Origin of the sequence: Agrobacterium vitis, from assembly GCF_013426735.1 — a bacterium.
Taxonomy (GTDB): domain Bacteria; phylum Pseudomonadota; class Alphaproteobacteria; order Rhizobiales; family Rhizobiaceae; genus Allorhizobium; species Allorhizobium vitis_D.
Window position 1 is genome coordinate 1144230 of sequence record NZ_AP023272.1, and the last position, 22818, is coordinate 1167047.

The following is a 22818-nucleotide window of genomic DNA, read 5'->3' on the forward strand; positions in this document are numbered from 1 at the left end:
AAAAACTGCTTCTGGTGGTCGGTGGGGCTAAAGTTTGCCTAGCGTTGTCAGATTCACTCTAAACTTGACAGACGCTCGCATTATTGTCTCGGCACGACCAAATTTATATTTGACGGAGACGCCAGCCGGTAATCGTCAACCCGACCTTTCGGCGCTTCCGGCATGATACCGGTCGAGACCAGCAGGTCGCGGGGCGAGGGGGGCGTTTGGGGCGCTGGCTTTTCAGCGCCGCCCAACAGGTGGTCTGCGCCATCCAGCGCCGGGTCGGAAATTTTCATCGGGGGAATACGGTCAGGACCGTCAAGCTGTTCTGGTCCGGTCAGGTCTGGCATGCTGGTCGAATCGAGCCGCACCAGGCCGGGGCTTGCCATATCACCAAGGAATTTGCGGGCCGATTTTTCCAGGTAGAAGGCCATCTTGCGCTTGCCGGCATCGGTCATGCTGATGCCGTCGGGGCCGCGCAACCGGGCCTGCTGGCCGTTGATGTCGGAGCCGGTCAGCACGAAGCCGCCATCCGCATCGACGAAGCCGTCCCAGATGTCGATGAATTCACCGCCTGCCGCTTCCGCCGCCTTGCGGTAGAGCGCGTTGAACTTGATCAGGTCTGCCGACATGCCTGGTGATTTAACCGGTGGCAGGCCGACCCAGATCAGCGGGATCTTCTTTGCTGTCACCAGCTTGGCAATGGCGTCGATCCGCTTTTGATATTCGGCAAACCAGGCCTCGGAAGGAAAGCGCTGATCGCCGCTACCCGGTGTCATCTGCTGGCGGTCATTGGCGCCAAGCTCAACAATCACCAAAGCCGGTTTCGTCTCCTCCAGCATTTTCGGCAATTGCCGCCGCCAGTCGAAATAATCGTCCCGCACCAGGCCGGAAGAGCCGTTGCTGCGGGTCTCGATGACAGTGCCGGGCGCATCGGCAAAGGCCTGCTGCAAGCCATCGCCGATGGCGCTGGCAAAGAAATCGCCGACAACAAGGATTTTCTGAGCATTGTTGATCTTGGCGGGAGCCGCCTCTTGTGGCGGGGCTGAAACTGGGACGGGACGTGGCCGTGCCGGTGTGGTGGGGGCGGTGGCGGCAGGTTTCTTGCGGCTGCGCGGCCCTGCCGGGCGCGGCGCGGCGGGATATTGCCGTTCATAGCGGTTGTCGTCCGAGCGGCTGCCGAACAGCATGTCGAGCAGCGTGCGGCGGCGGGGATAATCCTGTGCCAGGGCCGGGCCAACGACGCTTGTCGCAGCCACGACGATTGCAAGCGCAAAGGTCACATGCCGCCGCACGATCCGGTCTCTGTCTTTACCAGGCATAAGCAGTCATCCCGTCGCTGCCCGTCAATGGCCGATCGCTCCCTATCAATGCCGCCTGAGCATTTCCAGCAGCGGCTTTGAAGGTTCGCCATCGCCCTGCATGCCCAACCGTTGCTGGATGGCGGAAATCGCCGCTTTCGAACCAGAGCCGAAATTGCCGTCCACTTCGCCATTATAATAGCCAAGGGCCTTCATTCGGGTCTGCAACTCGAACTTTTCCTTGATGTCCAGCGTGCCGTCTGGACGTGGCCATTTCTGTTGCATTCCACCATAACCGGCGATTTCGTCGGCAAGAAGACCGACGGCCAGCGCATAGGTATCGGCGGCATTGTATTTCTTGATGGTGAAGAAGTTGGATGTCATCAGAAAGCCCGGACCATTGGCACCGGCCAGCAGCTTCAACTGCGCCCGTTCGCCCGGATTGCGGAACGCCTTGCCGCCTGGGCGGGTGAAGCCCAACTTCTGCCACTGGGCCAGCGTCAGCGTCTTGCCGGCATATTTACCAGCCCCTGCGGGCACGACGGCTTCATAGCCCCAGGTCCGTCCGCTGTCCCAGCCGTTCTTGGCCAGAAGATTGGCCGAGGTCGCCAGCGCATCGGGAATGGAATTCCAGATATCCTTATGGCCATTGCCATCCGCATCGACCGCATACAGCAGGTAGCTGGTCGGGATGAACTGGGTGTGGCCCATGGCGCCCGCCCAGGAACCGGTCATTTCCTTCGGGCTGACATCGCCGTTTTGCAGGATTTTCAAGGCGGCGATCAGCTGCTTGCGGGCAAAGCCGCCGCGCTTGGGATCGGCATAGCCAAGGGTGGCCAGTGCCTGCGGCACGTAATGTAGCCGGTCGTCCTTGGCGAGCACCGCACCGTAATTGCTTTCCATCGACCAGATCGCCAGCAGGATATGGCGATCGACACCGAAATATTTTTCCAGAGAGGCCAGCGTGCGACCATGCTTGGCCAGCATTTCCCGACCGATCTTTACGGTATAAGGATTGACGCGGCTATCGAGGTAATCCCAGATATCCGATTTGAATTCCGGCTGATAGGCCGCCTTGCGCAGCACATCGGCATCCGGGTCCTTGATACCGGCAAAGGCGCGGTTATAGGTTTGCGCACTGATGCCCGCGGCGGCAGCCGTGGGATAGAAATCCCGGATCCATTTCTGGAAGCCCGCATCGGCATGGGCATGAAGCGGCGCAAGGCTCGCCATGAGGGAAAAGGCAAGCGCGCGAAGATGGCGCGAGGCGCGTTCTCTGGTCATTGGCATTCTCGTCCGTTCAGCTGGCTGTTGTCTCATCTGTCTATGCTGGTTGACACCGCCTGGTTGTGGCGGTGGGGCAATGCCGGGCTGGAATTGCGTAGGCATGGCCAGTCTGGTTCAGTCTATGACCATAGTCTCAACAAATTCTTTACCAATTTACCAAAATCGCAAACGGATTTGCAATTCCGTTGCAATTCTTTAGTAATCGGCGTTTGTGCGATTGCGTGCATATGTGGAAAATCCTCTAGGAGGGATGTGTGGGACAACTGAAAAAAATTCGTAAAGCCGTGTTTCCGGTTGCCGGTCTTGGAACTCGTTTCCTGCCCGCCACCAAGGCCGTGCCGAAGGAAATGCTGACTGTTGTCGATAAGCCAGTCATCCAATATGTGGTGGATGAGGCCGTGGAAGCCGGGATTGAGCATTTCGTGTTCGTCACCGGGCGCGGCAAAGGGGTGATCGAAGATTATTTCGATATCCAGTATGAGCTTGAGCAGACGCTGAAATCGCGCAACAAAAATGCAGAATTGACGCTGCTGTCCGAAATCCTGCCCAAGGCAGGCGCCACCAGCTTCACCCGCCAGCAGGAGCCTCTGGGCCTTGGCCACGCGGTGTGGAGCGCCCGCGAAATCGTTGGCGACGAGCCGTTTGCGGTGCTTTTGCCCGATATGATCATGCGCGGCGAGACGGCCTGTATGAAGGGCATGGTCGATCTCTATAACAAGGCTGGCGGCAATATCCTCGCCGTTGAAGAATGTGCGCCCGATCAGGCGCATAAATACGGAATCGTCGGTGTCGGTGAAACGCTGGATGGCGGCTTCAAAATCACTGAAATGGTGGAAAAGCCAGCCAAGGGTACCGCGCCTTCGAACTTCTTCATCAATGGCCGCTACATCCTGCAACCGGAAATCTTCTCGATCCTGGAAACCCAGGAGCGCGGTGCCGGCAACGAGATCCAGTTGACCGATGGCATGTTGAAACTGGCCAAGATCCAGCAATTTGCCGGCTATCATTTTAAGGGCGAAACCTTCGATACGGGCGCCAAGGACGGGTTCATTCTCGCCAATGTCGCTTTCGCCTTGTCGCGTCCCGACCTTCGCGGTCTGGTGGAAGAGCCGATGAAGGCGCTGCTGGCTGCTTTGAAGTAAGCGATTTTTCAAGCGGACTGAAATTTAAAACGCCGTGCGTCCATCGCGCGGCGTTTTCTCGTTTACCGCCTCAGTTTCAAGCCGACGCCTGCCGTCAGGGTCTTGTCGTCGGAACTGCTGTCGCTGGTGGATTTTTCCCAGGTGAGATCGGCGGTGAGATCCAGCCAGCGGTTGACCTTGTAAACCAGCCCGCCGCCCGCCGTGTAATACATGCCCGTACTCTGGCTACCACCGCGATAATTGCGCCAGGTGGTGCCGCCCGAAAGCTTGGCGATCAGGTTGTCGCGCAATTCATGGGTGACGGCCGCCGTCAGTGCATAGGCGACATCGCCGCTGACGCCTGCGGTGGTTGACGGTTCGATGGAGGTGGCAAGACCCAAATCGACATTGGTGCCGCGCAACGGTGACCACGCGACATTGCCGTCAACAGTCATCGCACCCAGATCGTCCAGCCGCGCATCATCGAAACTGGCCTGCTTATAGCCAAGCGCGATTTCGCCGCGCAGCTTTTCGCCCATATCCGAGCTGATCCCGGCCTTGGCGCCGTAGATATTGCCGGAGCGACGATAGCCGGCGCTGTCCTCAGTCTGGTCATAGCGGGTCTTGCCAGCGGAGACTTCGACAAAAGGCGTCAGTGCCGGGGAGATTTCATAACCCAGCCGCGAAGACAGTGTGACAGCATTGCGGTTACGGTCGGAATTGGACAACATGCTACCATCGGAAAGCTTGGCATCGGTATAGGTCCAGCGTTCGAAATCCAACCCGAGAGAGCCTTTCAACGGACCAACCTGCCGTTCCAGCACAGCACCGGCGCTGAACTGGTTGACGCCGGATTGAACCGAGGCATTGCGCACAGCATTGGGGTCGGTGGTGCTTTCGCGGCTGAAGCCATAGCCTGCCGCCAGCCGGGCGGCCATGTCATCGGCAAAATCCAGCCGCAATGCGGCATCGACGCGCCCGGAAGGATCGCTGTCGCGGTCACCGGCAATGCGCTGACGCCATTGGCCGTCGCCGGTAATCACCAATTGATGGCGTGACCAGTCGGAGGTCAGCGTGCCTTTCAGTCCGTTGTCCCAATAGGTGGTGTTCTGCTTGTCGCTGCCGGTCGATTTGCGCTCGGTGCTGATACCCTGCGACAGTTCAGGACGCAGGATCATCGTACCGACATGAATGCCGGTGCCGTCATCCTCGGTCTTGCGTAGTTGACGCCGTTCATCGACCGGCGATTCTCTAAGGTTGATGCGGTTGGCGTCCAGCGCATCATTGGTGATCCGGCGGAAACTGTCGGTATCCAGCGTGTCCTCGTCGGTATCCGACTTGGCTTTGGTGGTGGCGGTTGACGTGGTAGCGCCTGTCGCTGTCGTATCGGTCGTTGCCTCATCGCTGCTTGTTGTGGAGCCACGCAGGGTGGCAAGGCCCGCGCTTTGCTCAGTCGAGTCCGACGTCAGCTGCTGGGAGAGGGCGGGACCCGCCCCAGCCGCCACCAGACATGCTGCCAGCAATCCAGCGGAAACCATCGGGTAAAAACCCGCGCTTTGCTGCCGATCAGTGGGATAGGTCTGGCTGTCCGTCATTGCGGCCTGTCGGGATCTGTCTTCTGGAATAAGTGTTGCGGCGATGCTGCCGTTACCGAAAGGTAAATTCTTACGGTTAATTATTCGTTGCGATTAACCATGAATGGGCGGCCCCAGCGTGCAAATAGCCCCGCCAGTCGTCATTTCTTACAGTCTGTAGGCAAGGGTGAATGGACAGTTAAGTTCATTAGCGCTATGGACATTGCCATGAACAAGCTGGCTGTAAAACTCGTGGAAGCAAGCGCCATCAAGGCTGCATTGCGTGTCGTCGCTACCGAACAAAGCGGGCTGGCGGCCCTGGAAGAGGCTTTGGCAGGATATCTTGCCGGGCCGTTTTGCAACGCAATCGACGTTATCGGCAAAAGCTCGGGACGGGTGATTGTCTCTGGCGTCGGCAAAAGCGGCCATATCGGCGGCAAGATCGCGGCAACGTTCGCCTCGACAGGCACACCGGCTTTCTTTATCCATCCAGCGGAAGCCAATCATGGCGACCTTGGCATGATTGCGCGTGACGACGTGGTCATCGCGCTGTCCTGGGGTGGTGAAAGCACCGAGTTGAACGGCATCCTGTCCTTCACCCGCCGGTTTTCCATTCCGCTGATCGCCATTACCGCCGGTGAGCAATCCACTTTGGCGCGTGAAGCCGATATCGTGCTTTTGATGCCCAAGGTGCAGGAAGCCTGCCCGCATGGCTTGGCGCCGACCACCTCCACCATGATGCAGATGGCGCTGGGCGATGCTCTGGCGCTGGCGCTGCTGGAGGCCCGTGGCTTCGGGCCGAACGATTTCAAGACCTTCCATCCGGGCGGCAAGCTGGGCGCGATGCTGACTCATGTCGGGGACATGATGCATATCGGCGAGGACGTGCCGCTGGTGCCGGAAGGCACATCGGTGCCGGAAGCGATTATCATGCTGTCGCAGAAGCGTTTTGGCTGTGTCGGTGTGACCGACAGCGCCAATCGCCTGGTCGGCATCATCACCGATGGCGATATTGCCCGTAACCTCAACCGCAATCTCGGTGAGCGGATGGTAGAAGAGGTGATGACCCGTCATCCAAAGACGGTTCACATCGAAACACTTGCGACCACCGCCATGGCGATCCTCAACCAGCACAATATTTCGGCGCTGTTTGTGACCGATGAAGGCGGTGTGCCCAATGGCATTATCCACTTCCACGATCTGCTACGGATTGGTGTGGCTTAAAGAGTGAGTGATAGCGTCGGAAGGTTCATATTGAACCTATGGGCGTAAGAGTTTGAGTATCTCGGCTGCGCCGCCCCCTCATCCGGCTGCCGCCACCTTCTCCCCGCTGGGGAGAAGAGGGATAGAGCCAACAGTGTCTTCACAATCCCTTCAAACCGCTTCCACTGTCAAATCGCGCCCATGGGCGGCGATGATCTTGACCTGGGTTCCAGTCTCAAGATCCGGCCCCGAAACCGTCCAGAACGTATCATCCAACCTGATCCGGCCACGGCCCTCGCGGATCGGTTCCTGGAGTGTGGCGGTTCGTCCGACAAGACTTGCGGTGCGCTGGTTGAGCAGCGGCTCATCGCTGCTTCTGGCGTCGGAGCGCAGATATTGACGTCCGATCAGAATGGCGGCAATCGAAAAAACGCAGAACACCAGCGCTTGAACCTGCCAAGGCCAAAAAGCATCGCCCCAGAAGGCCAATGAGAGCAGGCCGGTGGCAATGGCGCCCAGCCCGATCCAGATCATGAACATGCCGGGCATGACCAGTTCGACGGCCAGCAATGCCAGCCCCAGTACCAGCCAGCTCCACGGACCCCATTGATCGACCAGCGTGGCGAACATGGCGGCTATTCCTCCGACTTGGCGAAGGGATTGATCGCAGGCGTGGTGCTGACTGTGGTGGTTTTCGGAACGCTTCTGGCTGAGGTGCCTGAGGCACGAGCCGGGTTGGAACTCGCCTGTGGCGCATCGCCGCCGAACACTTCGCGGGCGATGGCGCCAATGCCGCTGAGTGAGCCGATCAGTGACGAAGCTTCCATCGGCATCAGCACGATTTTCGAGTTGGAGGCGGTGCCGATAGCGGTCATGGCCTCGGTATATTTCTGCGCGACGAAATAGTTGATGGCCTGGACGTCACCGGCGGCAATTGCTGCGGAGACCAGGGCCGTCGCCTTGGCTTCCGCTTCAGCCAGACGCTCACGGGCTTCGGCCTCGCGATAGGCGGCTTCGCGCTGGCCTTCGGCCTGGAGGATGGCGGATTGCTTGGCGCCTTCGGCCCGCAGAATCTGGGCATTGCGGAAGCCTTCAGCTTCCAGCACCAGGGCACGCTTTTCACGCTCGGCTTTCATCTGGCGGCCCATGGCATCAACCAGATCCTTGGGCGGCTGGATGTCCTTGATCTCGACTCGGGTGACCTTGATGCCCCAGGGGCGCACGGCTTCATCCACCACGCGCAGCAGCCGGTCGTTGATGACCTCGCGGTTGGAGAGCAGTTCGTCGAGATCCATCGAGCCCATGACCGAGCGGATATTGGTCATGGTCAGGTTGAGAATGGCGTTTTCCAGATTGGCAACCTGATAGGCGGCTTCGGCGGCGTTCAACACCTGATAAAAGGCCACGGCATCGGCGGAGACGCTGGCATTATCCTTGGTGATGACTTCCTGGGTCGGAACATCCAGCACCTGTTCCATCACGTTCATCCTGGCGCCGATGGTCTCAATAAAGGGTGTGATGATATTGAGCCCAGGCTCCAGCGTGCGGGTATAGCGCCCGAAGCGTTCCACCGTATAGCGAAATCCCTGTGGCACGGTCTTGATCCCGGCAATCAGCACCAGGATGACGAAGCCCACCAGGGCAATAACCAGAATATCGAAGCCGGACATGTCTTCTCCCCACCGCCGTTTTGTTGAGCCCTATGTAAGCTTGGCCCCACCCCGTTACCAGTGGCATGGAAAATCTAGGGTCGTTCTCGGGGCAATTACCCGTTCGGGCGGGTTTGCAAAACCTCACTTCTGCGCTATCAGGGCCACGGTTTTCACCACCGGTCGCAGCCTACCCGGAAAAAACAAGGACTAGAACCATGAAAATACTCGTCGTCTGCTCCGGCGGACTCGATTCCGTTTCGCTTGCCGATAAAATGGCGGCGGAGCACGAGCTGATCGGCCTGATCTCCTTCGATTACGGTCAGCGTCATAAAAAAGAACTGGATTTTGCAGCGCTTGCGGCCAAACGGCTGGGCGTGCCGCACCAGATCATCGACATGACCAATATTGGTGCCAGCCTGACCGGCTCGGCGCTGACCGACGATCTCGACGTTCCCGACGGCCATTATGCCGAGGAGACGATGAAGATCACTGTCGTGCCGAACCGCAATGCCATCATGCTGGCGATTGCCTTCGGAGTGGCTGCGGCCCGTAAGGCTGATGCTGTCGCCTTGGCTGTGCATGGCGGCGACCACTTCATCTACCCCGATTGCCGACCCGGATTCATCGACGCATTCCAGACCATGCAGGCCCATGCCCTGGAGGGCTATGCCAACGTCAAATTGCTGGCCCCGTTCGTGACGGTCTCCAAGGCCGATATCGTCACCGAGGGCACGAAATACGGTACGCCGTTTGAGCAGACATGGTCCTGCTACAAGGGCGGCGCGCGCCATTGTGGCCGGTGCGGCACCTGCGTAGAACGGCGCGAGGCTTTTCATCTGGCCGGTGTCACAGATCCCACCGACTACGAAGACCCGGATTTCTGGGTGAGCGCTACCTCCGGTTTCCAGGCCAGGGAGGTCTGATTCCATGTACCGGATTACCAAGGAATTTCATTTTTCCGCCTCGCACCAGCTGAAAGGCCTGCCCGCCGATCATCAATGCGCCCGGCTGCATGGGCATAATTACATTGTTGAGGTCGAGCTTTCGGGGGAGGACTTGAATGAACACGGCTTCCTGCGCGATTATCATGAGTTGAAAGTGCTGAAGACCTATATCGATGAGGCCTTCGACCATCGCCATCTCAACGATGTCCTGGGTCACGACAAGACCACGGCAGAATGCCTGGCCAAGCATTTCTATGACTGGTGCAAGCAGCATTTTGCCGAGACCTCGGCGGTTCGGGTCAGCGAAACCCAGAAAACCTGGGCGGAGTATCGTCCTTGACCGCGTCGGAAACCGTGATCCGGGTCAGCGAAATCTTCGGGCCGACCATTCAGGGCGAAGGCGTGCTGATTGGCCAACCAACCGTGTTCGTGCGCATGGGCGGTTGCGATTATCGCTGTTCCTGGTGCGATAGTCTGCATGCCGTCGAAAGCCGGTTTCGGGAGGAATGGTTGCCGATGAGCGTCCAGGCCATCTGGTCCGAGGTGGAAAGCCTGTCCGGGGGCGTGCCTTTGATGGTATCGCTGTCGGGCGGCAATCCGGCGATCCAGCCGCTGGGCGCGCTCATTGCTCATGGTCATGAGCGGGGCTACCGCTTCGCCCTGGAGACCCAGGGGTCGATTGCCCGCGACTGGTTTGCCGATCTGGATGTGCTGGTGGTGTCGCCCAAGCCTCCATCCAGCGGCATGGAAACGGATTGGGATGCGCTGTCGCTCTGTCTTGCGAAAGCCGCAGCGCGGGGTGAGCAGCAAAGCCCGCTCACCGTGCTGAAGTTCATCGTCTTCGATGAGGCCGACTATGCCTATGCCCGCGATGCCAGCGCCCGGCATCCGCATCTGCCGGTCTATCTCCAGCCCGGCAACCATACACCCCCGCCGCCGGAAGACGATGACGCGGTCATCGACATGGACGGGATTATGACCCGCATGCATTGGCTGGTGGACCGGGTGGTCGAAGACCGTTGGTTTGCCGCCCGCGTGCTGCCGCAATTGCATGTGCTGCTTTGGGGCAATAAGCGTGGGGTGTGATTTCAGCGGTCGTTGAATAATGACCGCTGAAATTGCTCGACCTGATAAGACACCCTCATCCGAGGAGGATTATTTTATCAAAATTCTTCCCACTGATCCCGGGATTGAGCGGCCGCTGCACCGCCGCCAAAGGCCTTGGCGACGGCCTTGACCCGTTCGCGGGCCGGAGACGGAGCTGGACTGCGGGCGGTTAGGTTTGCGGAGACCGGCTGCGGTGCGCTGCGTCGAGGCGCAACCTGGCCTTGCTGCCCGGAAATCTTGAAGTGGCTGAGCAGGCCGACCAGGCTCTGCGCCTCGTCGGAGAGCGAATGGGTGGAGGCCGAGGTTTCCTCGACCATGGCGGCATTCTGCTGGGTTACCTGATCCATCTGGTTGATGGCGGCGTTGATCTCATGCAGGCCGGTTGCCTGTTCCTTGGCCGCATTGGCGATGGAATGGATATGATCGTTGATGGTCAGCACGCGGCTTTCGATCTTTGCCAGCGCCTCGCCGGTTTTTTGCACCAGCTTGACCCCGCCTTCGACCTCCTGGCCGGATTTGGTGATTAGCGCCTTGATGTCCTTGGCGGCATTGGCGGAGCGTTGCGCCAGTTCGCGCACTTCCTGGGCAACCACGGCAAAACCCTTGCCGGCCTCACCCGCGCGGGCGGCTTCCACCCCGGCATTCAGGGCCAGAAGATTGGTCTGGAAGGAAATCTCGTCGATCACGTTGATGATGGTGGAAATTTCCTTGGAGGCATTTTCGATCCTGCCCATGGCGTCCACGGCTTCGCGCACCACGACGGCTGATTGCGCGGCATTTTCCGTGGCTTCCGTCACGATCCGGCTGGCTTCCTGGGCACGTTCCGAAGAGCCGCGCACCACGACTGTGATCTCGTCGAGCGCCGCCGAAGTTTCCTCCAGAGCGGCGGCCTGCTTTTCGGTGCGCATCGACAATTCGTTGGTGGCATTGCTCAATTGGCCAGTGCTGCCGCTGATGGCGTCCGTCTTGTGGCGGATGCTGGAAATCGTGTCGCGCAGGCGCTCAAAGGTAGTGTTGACATTGGCCTGCAATTCGCCGAACGCGCCTCTGAACTGGCCTTGCATTTCCTGGCTCAGATCGCCGCTTGCGAGATTGGCGATCACTCGTCGGGTTTCCGTCACTCCGCGCTCGACGCTTGCGATCAGCTCATTGATATTGTTAGCAAAACGATCAAGATTTGCATCGTCATAATGGGTGCCGATCCGCTTGCTGAAATCGCCATCGGCAGCGGCTGCGACGACAACGGACATGCTGGATTGCAGGTCATCGCTTTTTGCGCGCAGGGCCGCTTCCTGGGCATTCATGCGGGCGACGTCCTGGCCATTGCGCTTGAAGGTTTCCACCGCCAAGGCCATGTCGCCGATTTCATCCTTGCGGGTGGCGCCCGGCACGTCGGTTTCGAAATCGCCATTGGCGACACGCTTGATAGCCGCGGTGAGCTGAACGATCGGGCGGCTCAATTGTTTGACGCCGATATAGATACCGAGGCCGACGCCGATCAGGATCGAGATGACCGTCACCGAGACAATCAGGATCATCATGGCTGTCTGGAAGCTGGCGACCGATGCCGTGACCGCCTGGAGTTCTTTCTTGTCGGCGCTGACGACGGCATCCACCTCGGTCTGGAAGGCTTTGCGGTTGGCGCGGTTGGCGTCGTTATTGCCCTGCTCATTGGCGGCCTGCGGACCGACTTCGGTGCCCAAACGGACTGTTTCGGTGCGGAATATCCTGAATTCCCCTGCCTTGGCAACCATGGATTGGAAAGCTTGCACCTGGGTTTCCGGTATCATTTTCCGCCAGGTTTGAAGCGTGGCATCCATATCATCGAGGCTTTTTGTCAGCCCCTTGCCGAACTTGTCGGCATCTTCCTTCGATTTCGCCGCATAGATACCCCGTGATTCCATCACCACCGAAGTGATCAGGCGGTTGAGTCGCTCACCCTGAAAGGCGCGCTCGGATAGGTTGAGAACCTCTGCGGTCTTGTTGTCATATCGCAATGTCACGAAAATCCCGATCGCCCCGATCAGGGATGCGGCAAAGCCGAGAATGAAGACAAGTAGATATATTTTACCACTAATACGCATAGATTTCTCCTCCGCTGGGGCGCGGCAATCTCCCTCGATAGGTTCAATGTAGGATGGAACAATTAATTATTGCTTTGATTTGCAGCCGTGGGCTACACAATCCGCAGATTGTGGATGCTTGCTTTCACCATCAAGATCGGCGTGGATGAACAGTGTGCAAGCAAGGGCGGGGAAGTTTATTTCAATATGGACTCATTAAGAACGGCGTTTTAAACGCAATCTGTATATTTGAAGTATGCAAGAGAAAATTTTTAAGCGGGTCAGTATCCCACGTTTGGTAAAACCCAGGATGCTGAAGGGGGAATGGGAACTGGTTTTCCCGAAACATGTTGTGAGAATATGAAAAAGCAGCCGAGTGAAAGCCATAAGATAACGTCACTTGAAGGTCTGCGCGGTATCATGGCATGGTGGGTGGTGCTGGGACATGTTTCCTTGTCATTCGGCTGGCATCTGCCAATTGTTGACCGCAATGTCCTGGCGGTGGATGTGTTTATCATCCTGTCCGGTTTCGTGATCGCCTGTCTGATCGACCGCAAGGCTGAGCCGCTGGGACTTTATATTGCCCGCCGTGGCTTCCGGCTGTTTCCGTTATATCTCGTGGTGCTTGCGCTTTCCACAGTGCTGCTGCAGGTGCAGGTTTCCGCCTGGCAGGACATTCCCTTCGCGACCCCGACCAATGCCAACCGGCTTTATCTGGCTCAACAGGGCCTGGGATCGCTCAGTCATCAGCTTATCGTCCATGTTCCGTTGTTGCAGGGCCTGGTGCCGGATCAGGTGCTCGATAGCGCCCCCTATACGATCGTCGGCCAGGCCTGGAGCATTTCGATGGAGTGGCAGTTTTATCTACTGGCGCCGTTTTTCCTGTGGGTGTTGGCCAGAAAGCAGCGCTGGCTGCTGGGAGCTGCTGTCTTCCTTGCCTTGATCCTGATGACGGATCTGCTTCCCGGCGGGTTCATCGGCTATAAGGTTTCCCGCTTTGCCATCGGCATCTGCAGCTATATGGCCTTCGACCGCAGGCGGGAATGGCGGGGATGGCTGTTGGCAATTCTGGGCTTTGCCGGTATTGCGATTGCCCGCGAAGGGCTTTCACAATTGCTGCCGCTTTTGCTCTGGGCGGTCGTTCTGCTCTCGGCAGCGGCACCCGTCCATCACTTGATGCACCTGCCAGCGCGGCTTCTGGGGTCGGCACTGCCGGTCCATCTCGGGCAGATTTCCTACTCGGTCTATCTTGTCCACATGATCCCGCTTTACGTGTCGATCGCCGTTCTGACGGGACTGGGCGTTTCAAACTCGGTCCTGCAGGCCGGTGTTGTAACCTTCACGCTTGTCGCCACTTATTTTCTGTCCCTGGTCAGTTACCGCTTCATTGAAAAGCCGGGAATCGAGCTTGGCGCCCGATTGACCCGGCCAGCGGAACTGCAAACCGCGTGATTTTGGTTTAACGACTTATACGAAGATTCATTGAAAATGACTCTTCGTATTCCTTTTGAAAATATCTCAAGCCTCTGACGCATTTGAGATATTTTCAATGTCTTCAAGGCGAGGATGCGTGAGCATCTTCGAGGCTTGGTATTATCCGTCGTCTCAGACCCAGCCCTGCAATTCCCGGCGCACGACATTTTCCAGCACGCGCATGCCGTCCGGGCTGTCGTTCAGGCAGGGGATATGGCTGAATTTCTCACCGCCTGCGTGGTGGAAGATTTCGCCCGCTTCACCGGCAATTTCCTCCAGCGTTTCCAGACAATCGGAGACGAAGCCTGGATTGATCACGGCAATGCGCTTGACACCATCCTTGGCCAGTTTTTCCACGGTCTTGTCAGTATAGGGCTGTAGCCACTCCTCAGGCCCGAATCGCGACTGGAAGGTGACCATCAGCTTTTCCTTCGGCCAGCCCAACCGCTCACGCAGCAGGCGTCCGGTCTTGTAGCATTGGCAATGGTAGGGATCGCCCTTCATGAAATAGGACTTCGGAATGCCGTGGAACGAAGTCAGCACCAGTTCCGGCTCCCAGTCAAGGCTGGCGAGATGGGCTTCGATGGAATTGGCCAATGCATCGATATAGACAGGATCGTCGCTATATTGCGGCACGGTACGCAGGGCCGGTTGCCAGCGCATCTTGAGCAGTGCCTTGAAGGCTTCGTCATTGACCGTGGCCGTGGTGGCTGCGGCATATTGCGGATAGAGCGGAAACAACAGAATCTTTTCGCAGCCGGCCTTTTGCAGCGCGTCCATGCGCGACTTGATGGACGGCTGGCCGTAGCGCATCGCCCAATCCACCACGACATTTGGCATGTCGGCAAGTGATACGGCCATTTTCTCCGCTTGGTTGCGAGTATAGGTCCGCAAATAGCTTTCGTTCAGGTCGTTGTTCCAGATCTCGGCATAGGCCTTGCCGACCTTGCCGGGGCGGGTGTTGAGCACGATGCCATAGAGAATCGGATACCAGAACAGCCGTGACCATTCGATGACCCGCTTGTCGCTGAGGAATTCCTTCAGATATCGGCGCATCGAGGTGTAATCGGTGCCATCAGGTGTGCCGAGATTGACGAGCAGCACGCCGACCTTGCCGAAATTGACCTTTGGATGTTCGGACGGAAGATGGTTGACGATCGCGCTCATATTTGGACTACCCTGGTCAAGAATTCGATGCTGCTGTTACGCTTTTGGACTGAGAAGAGATCACTGTCCAGAATGAAAAACGGCCCGGATTGCTCCGGGCCGGACCTTTTGTCGCATGCGGGAGGTTTGAGCTTCCCGCAACTGAAAGTTACTTTGCCGGAACGGTCAGAACCTCACCGATCTCGATATGGTCGGGATGGCGCAGCTTGTTGGCACCGGCAATCTTCTTCCAGTCCTCGCCATCGCCATAGGTGGCCTCAGCGATCTTCCACAGGCTATCACCCTTGACCACGGTATATTGCGTCGGCTGAGCGGCGGCGGGTGGTGCGGAGACGGCTGGGGTTACGGGCGCCGGAGCAGTGGGGGCAGGACTTGCCGGAGCAGAAGCAGCAGGCGCTGTTGCGGCAGGAGCCGGTGCCGTGGCTTGGGCAGCAGTCGCCGTCTTCGGCTGGGCCGCTGGCGCGACATAGCCGGCTGGCGTGACTTCGCTGACGCGGCCATCGGTAAACGGCTTGTAGGGCGAATTCTTGGCCAGGAAGTCGGCTGTCACATCGGCGAGATCCGGACCGTAATCATAGGCGTTCTGCCCTGCTGTCGCGAAGATCTTGTAGCCATCGCCGCCGGAGCGCATGTAATTATTGGTGACGACACCGTAGAGCTTGCTGGTATCGAGCGGCACGAAGCCGTCGCCGTCCTTGACCTGCACGTCAACGATCCGGCTGCCGACAGGCTTGGAACGGTCGAAGCTGTATTTCAGACCGGCGACCTGTGCGAACCGGCCCGCGCCGTCATCCACCTGGCTCACGCCGTTTTCAAGCGCCGCAATCACGTCGGAGCCCTTGAGCTGGAAGGTGGCCAGCGTGTTCTGGAAGGGCAGGACGGTGATGACCGAGCCCATGGTGACCTTGCCACCGCCGATCGAGGCGCGCAAGCCGCCGCCATTCTGGATGGCAATGCTGATGCCCTGGCTGCGGGCATGATCCAGCATGGCCTCGGCCACCAGATTGCCCATGGGGCATTCCTTGACGCGGCAGGTGGTGGAGGCGCCGTCGATCGGGCCAGCACTTTCGCCGATTTCCTTCTGGCGCAATTCCTGGATAGGACCGGCCAGTTCCTTGACCTTGGCGGTCATGGCTTCATCAGGCTTGAATTTCGAATCGATCAGGATCGGATCGCCCTTGGCGCTTTTCACCACGCCGTTATCGTCGAAAACAACAGTCAGATCACCGAGATATTTGCTGTAGGAAGCAGCGGTGACGACAGGCACCTTGTAGCCGCCGGGATTGTCCACCAGCGTTGGGTAAGGGCCTTCGGCTTTCGGATCGGTGTTTGACAGCAATGTGTGGGAATGGCCGCCGACCACCACATCGACGTCAGGGATCTTGGCGATTTCCATGTCGCGGTGATAGCCGACATGGGTGAGGGCGATGATCTTGTTGACGCCTTCGGCCTTCAGTTTCTGCACTTCCGCAGTGATGGCAGCGACATCGTCAGTGAATTTCACATTCGGACCCGGCGAGGCGAGCTCTACTGTTTCCGGGGTAATGGCGCCGACGATGCCGATCTTCTGGCCGCCGATTTCCAGGATTGTGGAGGGCTTGAACTTGTCCTTCAGCTTCGATTCGGCATTGGCCTCCAGATTGGCGACGACGACCGGAAACTGCACCTTGTCGAGGAAGGGACCGATGGCTGTCTCACCATCGTCGAATTCGTGATTGCCAAGTGTCATGGCATCGAACTTCAGGATGTTCATCACATCCAGTTCAGCGGTGCCCTTGTATGTGGTGTAAAACAGCGAGCCCTGGAAATTGTCACCGGCATTCAGCGACAGGACATTCTTGCCAGCCAGTGCCGCTCGAGTCTGGTCGAATGCCGTCTTCAGGCGAGCGGCGCCGCCAAAGCACTGGTTCTTGCTTTCCTCATCTGCGGAGCACGTCGAATCATATTTGTTGATCGACTCGATCCGGGAGTGGAAATCGTTGATATGCAGGATGTTCAGTTCGAAATCGGCAAAGGCCGCACCCGACGACAGGATGAGCACCGAAGCGCTCAACAGGCCAAATTTAAATCTTTTTAACATCCGTAACTCCTGATTTCATGGAACACCCGCTTTGGTTACCCCTCTTTTATGACGTTCTTATCGGGCCTGTGCGGAAGGGTACATGTTTCCATCGCCCTTGGTTTATCGCAAGCGAAAATACGCCAGAACAGGAAAAAGCCGGCCCCATGGACCGGCTTTGCCAAGCGTGGATGAGTTGACGCGTCAGATCTTGCGGCGCAACGAGAAATTCGAGCCGGCATCCGTGGTGCAGTTCAACTGTTCTGGCGAAACCAGCGCGCAATTGACCCGCGACTGGGTCTTGCGCACCAGCGAGGTCATGTTGATCTCCACCAGCGTCGGTGAGGTATTGGTATAGGTGCCGGAGGCCAGAAGCGCATTCGTGTCGCTGGAGCGGGTGGCAAACGTGCCGCCCTGGAAGGTGGAAACGATGCCGTTCGGATCGACCCAGGCGCCATCGACCCCTTGTGGCTGCGGTGCATTATACGCGACCTGGCGCGGCGGCGGCGTGCCCACGCAGGATGACACGGCAAAGGCCGCGACGAGCAGAATTGCGATGCTTTTGACCTTCATGACAGTCTCCATCCGGCAGGACATTATGGCCGCCTATGTCTCTGGCCTCTGCCCGGTCGCCTCGGCCGGAGAGGTCTCTTGCTCTTCATATTCCCGGTTGGTGACAACCGATTTCCTGAAATACCGCGAGGGCCGATCAGGTTCCATGCTGGCGACCATGCCGCGAAGATCGGCTGAAAGCAAGGCTTCCAACCTCTTCCCGGCCACTTGAACACAATCACGGCAGTGTTGTTCCACAGGGACATGAAAAGCGTGCCATGTTGTTCTCAGCGCCGCGCTGCTTTTCGATGCGCGGCGCCGTTATTTCAGGCCATTGTTTCAGATCGGCAGACGGATATTGCCATCCGCCGTTCTGCAGCGTTTAGCGCACCAGGATATTCTTGAACTGCCAAGCGTCCTTGGTGTCGAGGTCTTCCGGGAACAGGCCGGGACGACCGTCGAGCGGGGTCCAGTCGGTGTAATGGCCTTCGACCGGGCCGAGATAGGGCGACTGCACTTCCAGGCAGCGCTTGTAATCGACCTCGTCGGCCTCGACGATCCCAGCCTTCGGGTTCTCGATGGCCCAGACCATGCCGGCCAGCACTGCGGACGTCACCTGGAGACCGGTGGCGTTCTGGTAGGGGGCGATGCGGCGGGTTTCTTCCAGCGACAGGCGCGAACCATACCAGTAGGCGTTCTTTTCGTGGCCGTAGAGCAGCACGCCCAACTCGTCGATGCCATCGACCAGCTCGTTTTCATCGAGAACATGCAGGACCGGCTGGGCGGTACCGCCATTGCCGAACATTTCATGCAGCGACAGAACCGCGTCATTGGCCGGATGATAGGCGTAATGGCAGGTTGGGCGATAGGCGACCTCGCCATCCTTCTCGACCGTGAAATAATCGGCAATCGAGATCGACTCGTTGTGGGTGACGAGGAAGCCGTATTGCGGGCCAGGTGTCGGGCACCAGGTGCGCACCCGGGTATTGGCACCCGGCTGCTCCAGATAGATCGCTGCCTTGCAGCCCTTCTTGTGCTTCTTGGCATTCTTCGGCATCCAGTTTTCGTGGGTACCCCAGCCGAGTTCGGCTGGCTGCAAGCCTTCCGAAATAAAGCCTTCGACCGACCAGGTGTTCCAGAACACGTTGAGCGGCTTCGGTGTCTTGGCGAGCTGTGTGTCGCGCTCGGCAATGTGAATGCCCTTGACGCCGACCTTCTTCATCAGCTTGGCCCAGCCTTCACGGTCACCGACCGAGGGCTCTTCGAATTTCAGGCCGATTTCATTGGCGATATTCACCAGCGCCTGCTTAACGAACCAGGAGACCATGCCCGGATTGGCGCCACAGGTGGAAACGGCGGTGGTGCCGCCGGGGTTCTTGTTCTTTTCCTGGCGAACGGTTTCGCGCAGTGCATAATTGGTGCGCTCAGAGTTCTTCATATTCTTGTCGAAATAGAAGCCCAGCCAAGGCTCAACCACGGTATCGATGTAAAGCACGTCCAGCTTGCGGCACAGCTTCATCAGGTCGAGCGAGCCGGTATCGACCGACAGGTTGACGCAGAAGCCCTGGCCTTCGCCTTCTGTCAGCAGCGGCTTCAGCAGGTCCTTGTAGTTTTCTTTGGTGACATGCGCCTGGATGTGCTTGATGCCATGCTTGGCCATCAATTCGGCCTCGTCATTGCGCGGGTCGATGACCACCATCCGGCTCTTGTCGAACTTGAAATGGCGTTCGATCAGCGGCAGGGTGCCCCGGCCGATCGAACCGAAGCCGATCATCACGATCGGACCGGTGATCTCGCCGTAAACCGGATAGGTCTGGGTGGTCATTCATTTTCTCCTTGGAAGGCCGTTTGCCATAGGCGCATGATTTGCGAACACGGCTTTGCTATGACCGGGTTCCTTCTCTTCCCTAGAGCATAATTCAACGACAGAATAAAGACGGCGTTTCAAGAGATTGCCTCCGGGCAATGGGACTTGCCCGAAGCTATTCGATCAGATGGCTGACGCCGCGCGCTTGCGTTCTCGCCGGCCCAGCACGACGGCGAAGATAAAGGTGAGGGTGAGGATGAGTGCCGCTGCCAGCCAGAGGAGCAGCAAGCTTGCCAGATCGTAATCACTGTAAAGGCCTCGCGTGGTGCCATCGCCATAGGCGAAATTCCAGCCGCCGATATAAGCGATGCCGGTGGCGAACAGCGCGGCGATATAGATGAGAGGCAGAAGCAATGCTCGTTTCAGGGCAGGTTTATGGTTGAGATTGACCACGGCGCCGACCTGGCCATTGCCTTTCCAGATGGTGATGGCCAGAACCGCGATGATTGGAAAATGTCCAACCAGATCCACCCGACCAAATTCCAGCACGGCAGAGCCAAAGATCATCAGCAGTGCAAAGGCCGATAGCCGGCTGGCAACGGGTCCCCCCAGCAACAGCATGGCGGCGGCGCCAAATTCAAACCAGCCGGAGAGGCTGAGAAAGACTTCTGGCGTCAGTCCCATCGTTAAATAGGGCCGCGCGCAGAGCAGCGTCAGCGACCAGTCTGCGAAAGCCCATTTTTCCATGGACGCCCACATCAGCGTCCAGGACATCGTTGCGCCGAGAAGGCCGATCCGGTGGGCGGTGACGCTGGCGAGAACCCGGACCCGGAGCCTGTCGAGGCTGATGGCGATCAGGCAGATGGCAAATCCCAGGAAGAGAGGGTAATCCAGCAGATGATAGGTTCCGTATTGGCGGGCCGCGCCGACCCATAAACCAATCAGGCCAAGTCCGGTCAGGCCGGCCCCCCGACGGGAGAGGCAAAGCGCGGCCAATCCGAGTTGCACCCACTGAATGCTCGCATCCGGGGCTTTGAGTTCCGGTGTCAACCAGATCGGCTCCGGGAGCATCCAGAGCCAGGATAACCAAAATGCAATGGTGAGACGGACCAGGTCGTCGGCCTTGAAGCCAAAGGGTCGCCGCATCAAGGAAAGGACCCGGCCAAGCCGGGCATTTTTTCCTGCCGCGTCAATCGCTACACAGGCCCAGAGCGCAGGCAGGCTCAGGGCGAGGCCAAGCAACCAGGTTGGTGTCGCCATGAACTGACCCGGTAGTACAGGTTGCTCTTGGATATTAAAAGATTGAAACCACTTTATATGCGCAAACGAACTGGTCTCACTATTCCCAAAAATAAATATTGAAGCTAATATAGTAAATATTAATTTTCCTATTTTTCTGAAACAAATATTGTTTTCCATATTGATTTACCTATTTAAAATAATCAATACGCAATTTTATCTACCAATTCTCTTAATATGACAATTTGAGAATTTATATTCATGATATTTGCAATAAATAAAAATTTATTTTCAATGTAGAGTTTTCATTTTAATTTTATATTATAAAACTAAAATCGTAAAAACAATCAGGACCATCCGTTCGATCAAACGGTCGATCTTGTTGTTGCTATTGTTTTTTCAGTTTATGAAAATTAAGCGACAGCTCTGTGCTGTTCTTCCACCAGTTCGGCGCGGATCAGGCCGCGCAGGCTGTTTCCGACGAAGATCGCCCGCCCATTCAGGCTTTCCGGTTTCAGCAGATCGGCGCGGGCCTTGCGGTCCCGGATCAACTCGGCGCGCAGGATGCCAGGAATGAGACCGCTGGTCAGCGGCGGGGTGATCAACATGCCATCCAGTCCCTGCACGAAGACATTGGTGAATGTCCCCTCGCAGATTTCACCACGCTCGTTCAGTAGCAGGACTTCGTCGGCCTCATCAGAAGAGAATTCGGCGCGGGCGGCGTCATAGGGATCGCGCCGCGACGTCTTGTGGCGATAGAGCGTGTCCTCTGAATTCAGCCGGGTCTTTTGCGCGATGCGAAGACGCCAGATGGTGTTTTCGCCAACAGGATCGAAGGGAACTGCCGCAGCTTCCAGCTTGCCACGAAAATTCATGGCAAGGCGCACCCGAAGCGGGGTATCGCCATGCACCACTTCTTTTAATGCCGTTTCGGGCTTGATCGGCTGGCGAAAACCCAGCGCATCGGCGGAGCGCGACAGGCGCCGCAAATGCTGGTCGAGCCTGATGAAGCCCTGGCCTGGCTCCCAGCGGAGCGTTTCAATCAGCGTGAAATCCATTGATCACCTACCGCAAAGCGCGCCTTGAGCAGACATTCCTGATATTCCTGTTCGGGCTTCGAATCAAAAACAATCCCGCCACCGACATTGAAAACCGCCCGGCGGCTTTTGAAAAGCCCCTGTTGTTCAGGGAAATGGTCTGAAATGGCCGGTTCATCAAATAAAGTCAGGGTGCGGATGGCAACGGAGAACCGCATGGGGCCTGCTGGATCGCAAAAGCCGATGGCACCGCAATAGATATCGCGCGGCCCCGCCTCCAACCGGTGCAGGATCTGCATGGCGGCCAACTTCGGCGCGCCGGTAATCGAGCCACAGGGAAACAGCGCCTCGAGAATATCGCCAAGCCCAATTCCAGGCAAAAGCCTGCCGCGCACATGGCTGACCAACTGATGCAGGGTCGGATAGGTCTCGATGTCGAACAGTTTTGGCACGGTCAGGCTATCAGGTTCGATAATCCGGGAGATGTCGTTGCGCAAGAGATCAACGATCATCCGGTTTTCGGCCTGGGTTTTTTCGTCCGTCAGCATTGCCGCCTTGATCGCCTCGTCCTCGGCATCGTCAGAGCCGCGTGCCGCCGTGCCCTTCATCGGATGGGTCTCGATAAAGCCATCGCCATCCACCTTGAAGAACAGTTCCGGCGAGCGTGAGACGATGGCCGGACCGCCGAGCTCCACCAGCGCACCGTAGGAGACCGGCTGACGCGCGATCAGCGACCAGAAGACGTCGCGAGGGCTGCCCCGATAGGCCGCCTCGATGGGCATGGTCAGGTTGGCCTGGTAACAATCGCCCTGCCTGAGATGCCGATGCAGGGTGTCAAACTGCTGCCGATAGGTTTCGAAATCCCAGGCTGCAACCGGGTTTTCCAGCAGTTGGGTGTTGCTTTCGGGGTGAGGCGGGTGTCCCAATGGATGCGAGTGTCCCAGGGGATGAGCAGGGTCGGCTGGGGCGTTGAAAATGCCAAACTGGAGGAGCGGCATGTCCCGCCCATCAGGGATCAGCGGCCTCAGCTTGTCTTCAAACACGAAGCCCGCTTCATAAGCCAGTGCCCCCGCCAGCCAGTAGCCCTCCTGGCGGGCGCGTTCCAGCTGGGCAAGCGCCGGCAGCACGTCGCCGCCCCGCCGGGCGACGACGATGTCCACCGGATCGGTAAACACCAGCGTTTCACCGCTTTTGTCATTCCGAAACAGGATCGACGGTTGAAACGGTTCGGATTGCGCCATCGTGGCTCG

General features: G+C 58.0%; 19 protein-coding genes. 6 read left to right on the forward strand and 13 right to left on the reverse strand.

Annotated features, from left to right (window positions below; translation table 11 throughout):
* Positions 1 to 80 precede the first annotated feature (80 nt).
* Complete coding sequence (locus H1Y61_RS05025) at positions 81 to 1304, reverse strand: SGNH/GDSL hydrolase family protein (protein WP_180573905.1); 1224 nt, start codon at positions 1302 to 1304, stop codon at positions 81 to 83.
* 45 nt (positions 1305 to 1349) lie between these two features.
* Positions 1350 to 2567, reverse strand: coding sequence for a lytic murein transglycosylase (locus H1Y61_RS05030; protein WP_174111675.1), 1218 nt, complete (start codon positions 2565 to 2567; stop codon positions 1350 to 1352).
* Positions 2568 to 2824: 257 nt separating this feature from the next.
* Here H1Y61_RS05030 and galU point away from each other — a divergent pair, with 257 nt between their 5' ends.
* Positions 2825 to 3712 (forward strand): UTP--glucose-1-phosphate uridylyltransferase GalU, encoded by an 888-nt coding sequence (gene galU / locus H1Y61_RS05035; RefSeq protein WP_015917091.1) that lies wholly within the window; start codon positions 2825 to 2827, stop codon positions 3710 to 3712.
* Between the two features lie 62 nt (positions 3713 to 3774).
* On the opposite strand, the gene H1Y61_RS05040 is transcribed toward galU, so the two are convergent.
* Positions 3775 to 5286 carry an outer membrane beta-barrel protein gene (locus tag H1Y61_RS05040; protein ID WP_180573906.1) on the reverse strand — a complete coding sequence of 504 codons (1512 nt, stop codon included), beginning with the start codon at positions 5284 to 5286 and terminating at the stop codon, positions 3775 to 3777.
* Between the two features lie 207 nt (positions 5287 to 5493).
* Between H1Y61_RS05040 and H1Y61_RS05045 the strand changes: the two genes are divergently transcribed.
* Positions 5494 to 6489 carry a KpsF/GutQ family sugar-phosphate isomerase gene (locus H1Y61_RS05045; RefSeq protein WP_174111673.1) on the forward strand — a complete coding sequence of 332 codons (996 nt, stop codon included), beginning with the start codon at positions 5494 to 5496 and terminating at the stop codon, positions 6487 to 6489.
* 150 nt (positions 6490 to 6639) lie between these two features.
* Here H1Y61_RS05045 and H1Y61_RS05050 read toward each other — a convergent pair whose 3' ends face one another.
* Both H1Y61_RS05050 and H1Y61_RS05055 read right to left on the reverse strand, forming a co-directional pair.
* On the reverse strand, positions 6640 to 7098 hold the full coding sequence (locus H1Y61_RS05050) for an NfeD family protein (RefSeq protein ID WP_180573907.1): 459 nt from the start codon (positions 7096 to 7098) through the stop codon (positions 6640 to 6642).
* A gap of 5 nt (positions 7099 to 7103) precedes the next feature.
* Complete coding sequence (locus tag H1Y61_RS05055) at positions 7104 to 8138, reverse strand: SPFH domain-containing protein (protein WP_180573908.1); 1035 nt, start codon at positions 8136 to 8138, stop codon at positions 7104 to 7106.
* A gap of 197 nt (positions 8139 to 8335) precedes the next feature.
* On the opposite strand from H1Y61_RS05055, the gene queC reads away from it, so the two are divergent.
* The 3 genes from queC to queE are packed head-to-tail and all read left to right on the forward strand — an operon-like array spanning position 8336 to position 10150.
* Positions 8336 to 9043, forward strand: a complete 708-nt coding sequence (gene queC, locus H1Y61_RS05060; protein ID WP_180573909.1) for a 7-cyano-7-deazaguanine synthase QueC — start codon at positions 8336 to 8338, stop codon at positions 9041 to 9043.
* Positions 9044 to 9047: 4 nt separating this feature from the next.
* Complete coding sequence (gene queD, locus H1Y61_RS05065; protein ID WP_180573910.1) at positions 9048 to 9404, forward strand: 6-carboxytetrahydropterin synthase QueD; 357 nt, start codon at positions 9048 to 9050, stop codon at positions 9402 to 9404.
* The gene (gene queE / locus H1Y61_RS05070) at positions 9383 to 10150 is read left to right on the forward strand and encodes a 7-carboxy-7-deazaguanine synthase QueE (protein WP_180574412.1); all 768 of its coding nucleotides are present in this window, start codon (positions 9383 to 9385) and stop codon (positions 10148 to 10150) included. Before queD ends, queE begins: the two co-directional genes overlap by 22 nt.
* A gap of 77 nt (positions 10151 to 10227) precedes the next feature.
* On the opposite strand, the gene H1Y61_RS05075 is transcribed toward queE, so the two are convergent.
* Positions 10228 to 12255: a methyl-accepting chemotaxis protein gene (locus H1Y61_RS05075; RefSeq protein WP_180573911.1), complete on the reverse strand. Its 2028-nt coding sequence runs from the start codon at positions 12253 to 12255 to the stop codon at positions 10228 to 10230.
* Between the two features lie 339 nt (positions 12256 to 12594).
* Between H1Y61_RS05075 and H1Y61_RS05080 the strand changes: the two genes are divergently transcribed.
* The gene (locus H1Y61_RS05080; RefSeq protein ID WP_180573912.1) at positions 12595 to 13686 is read left to right on the forward strand and encodes an acyltransferase family protein; all 1092 of its coding nucleotides are present in this window, start codon (positions 12595 to 12597) and stop codon (positions 13684 to 13686) included.
* Positions 13687 to 13839: 153 nt separating this feature from the next.
* Here H1Y61_RS05080 and hemH read toward each other — a convergent pair whose 3' ends face one another.
* From hemH to H1Y61_RS05115, 7 genes are all read right to left on the reverse strand, one after another.
* Positions 13840 to 14874 carry a ferrochelatase gene (hemH, locus tag H1Y61_RS05085; RefSeq protein ID WP_180573913.1) on the reverse strand — a complete coding sequence of 345 codons (1035 nt, stop codon included), beginning with the start codon at positions 14872 to 14874 and terminating at the stop codon, positions 13840 to 13842.
* Positions 14875 to 15022: 148 nt separating this feature from the next.
* On the reverse strand, positions 15023 to 16954 hold the full coding sequence (locus H1Y61_RS05090) for a 5'-nucleotidase C-terminal domain-containing protein (RefSeq protein WP_180573914.1): 1932 nt from the start codon (positions 16952 to 16954) through the stop codon (positions 15023 to 15025).
* A gap of 183 nt (positions 16955 to 17137) precedes the next feature.
* Positions 17138 to 17506, reverse strand: a complete 369-nt coding sequence (gene omp10 / locus H1Y61_RS05095) for an outer membrane lipoprotein Omp10 (RefSeq protein ID WP_041697066.1) — start codon at positions 17504 to 17506, stop codon at positions 17138 to 17140.
* 361 nt (positions 17507 to 17867) lie between these two features.
* On the reverse strand, positions 17868 to 19310 hold the full coding sequence (locus H1Y61_RS05100; protein ID WP_156533789.1) for a homospermidine synthase: 1443 nt from the start codon (positions 19308 to 19310) through the stop codon (positions 17868 to 17870).
* A gap of 165 nt (positions 19311 to 19475) precedes the next feature.
* Positions 19476 to 20552 (reverse strand): hypothetical protein, encoded by a 1077-nt coding sequence (locus tag H1Y61_RS05105; RefSeq protein ID WP_180573915.1) that lies wholly within the window; start codon positions 20550 to 20552, stop codon positions 19476 to 19478.
* Positions 20553 to 20944: 392 nt separating this feature from the next.
* Positions 20945 to 21589 carry an aminotransferase class IV family protein gene (locus H1Y61_RS05110; protein WP_174111654.1) on the reverse strand — a complete coding sequence of 215 codons (645 nt, stop codon included), beginning with the start codon at positions 21587 to 21589 and terminating at the stop codon, positions 20945 to 20947.
* Positions 21574 to 22809, reverse strand: a complete 1236-nt coding sequence (locus H1Y61_RS05115) for an aminodeoxychorismate synthase component I (protein ID WP_180573916.1) — start codon at positions 22807 to 22809, stop codon at positions 21574 to 21576. The genes H1Y61_RS05110 and H1Y61_RS05115 overlap by 16 nt, the downstream gene beginning before the upstream one ends.
* Positions 22810 to 22818 lie beyond the last annotated feature (9 nt).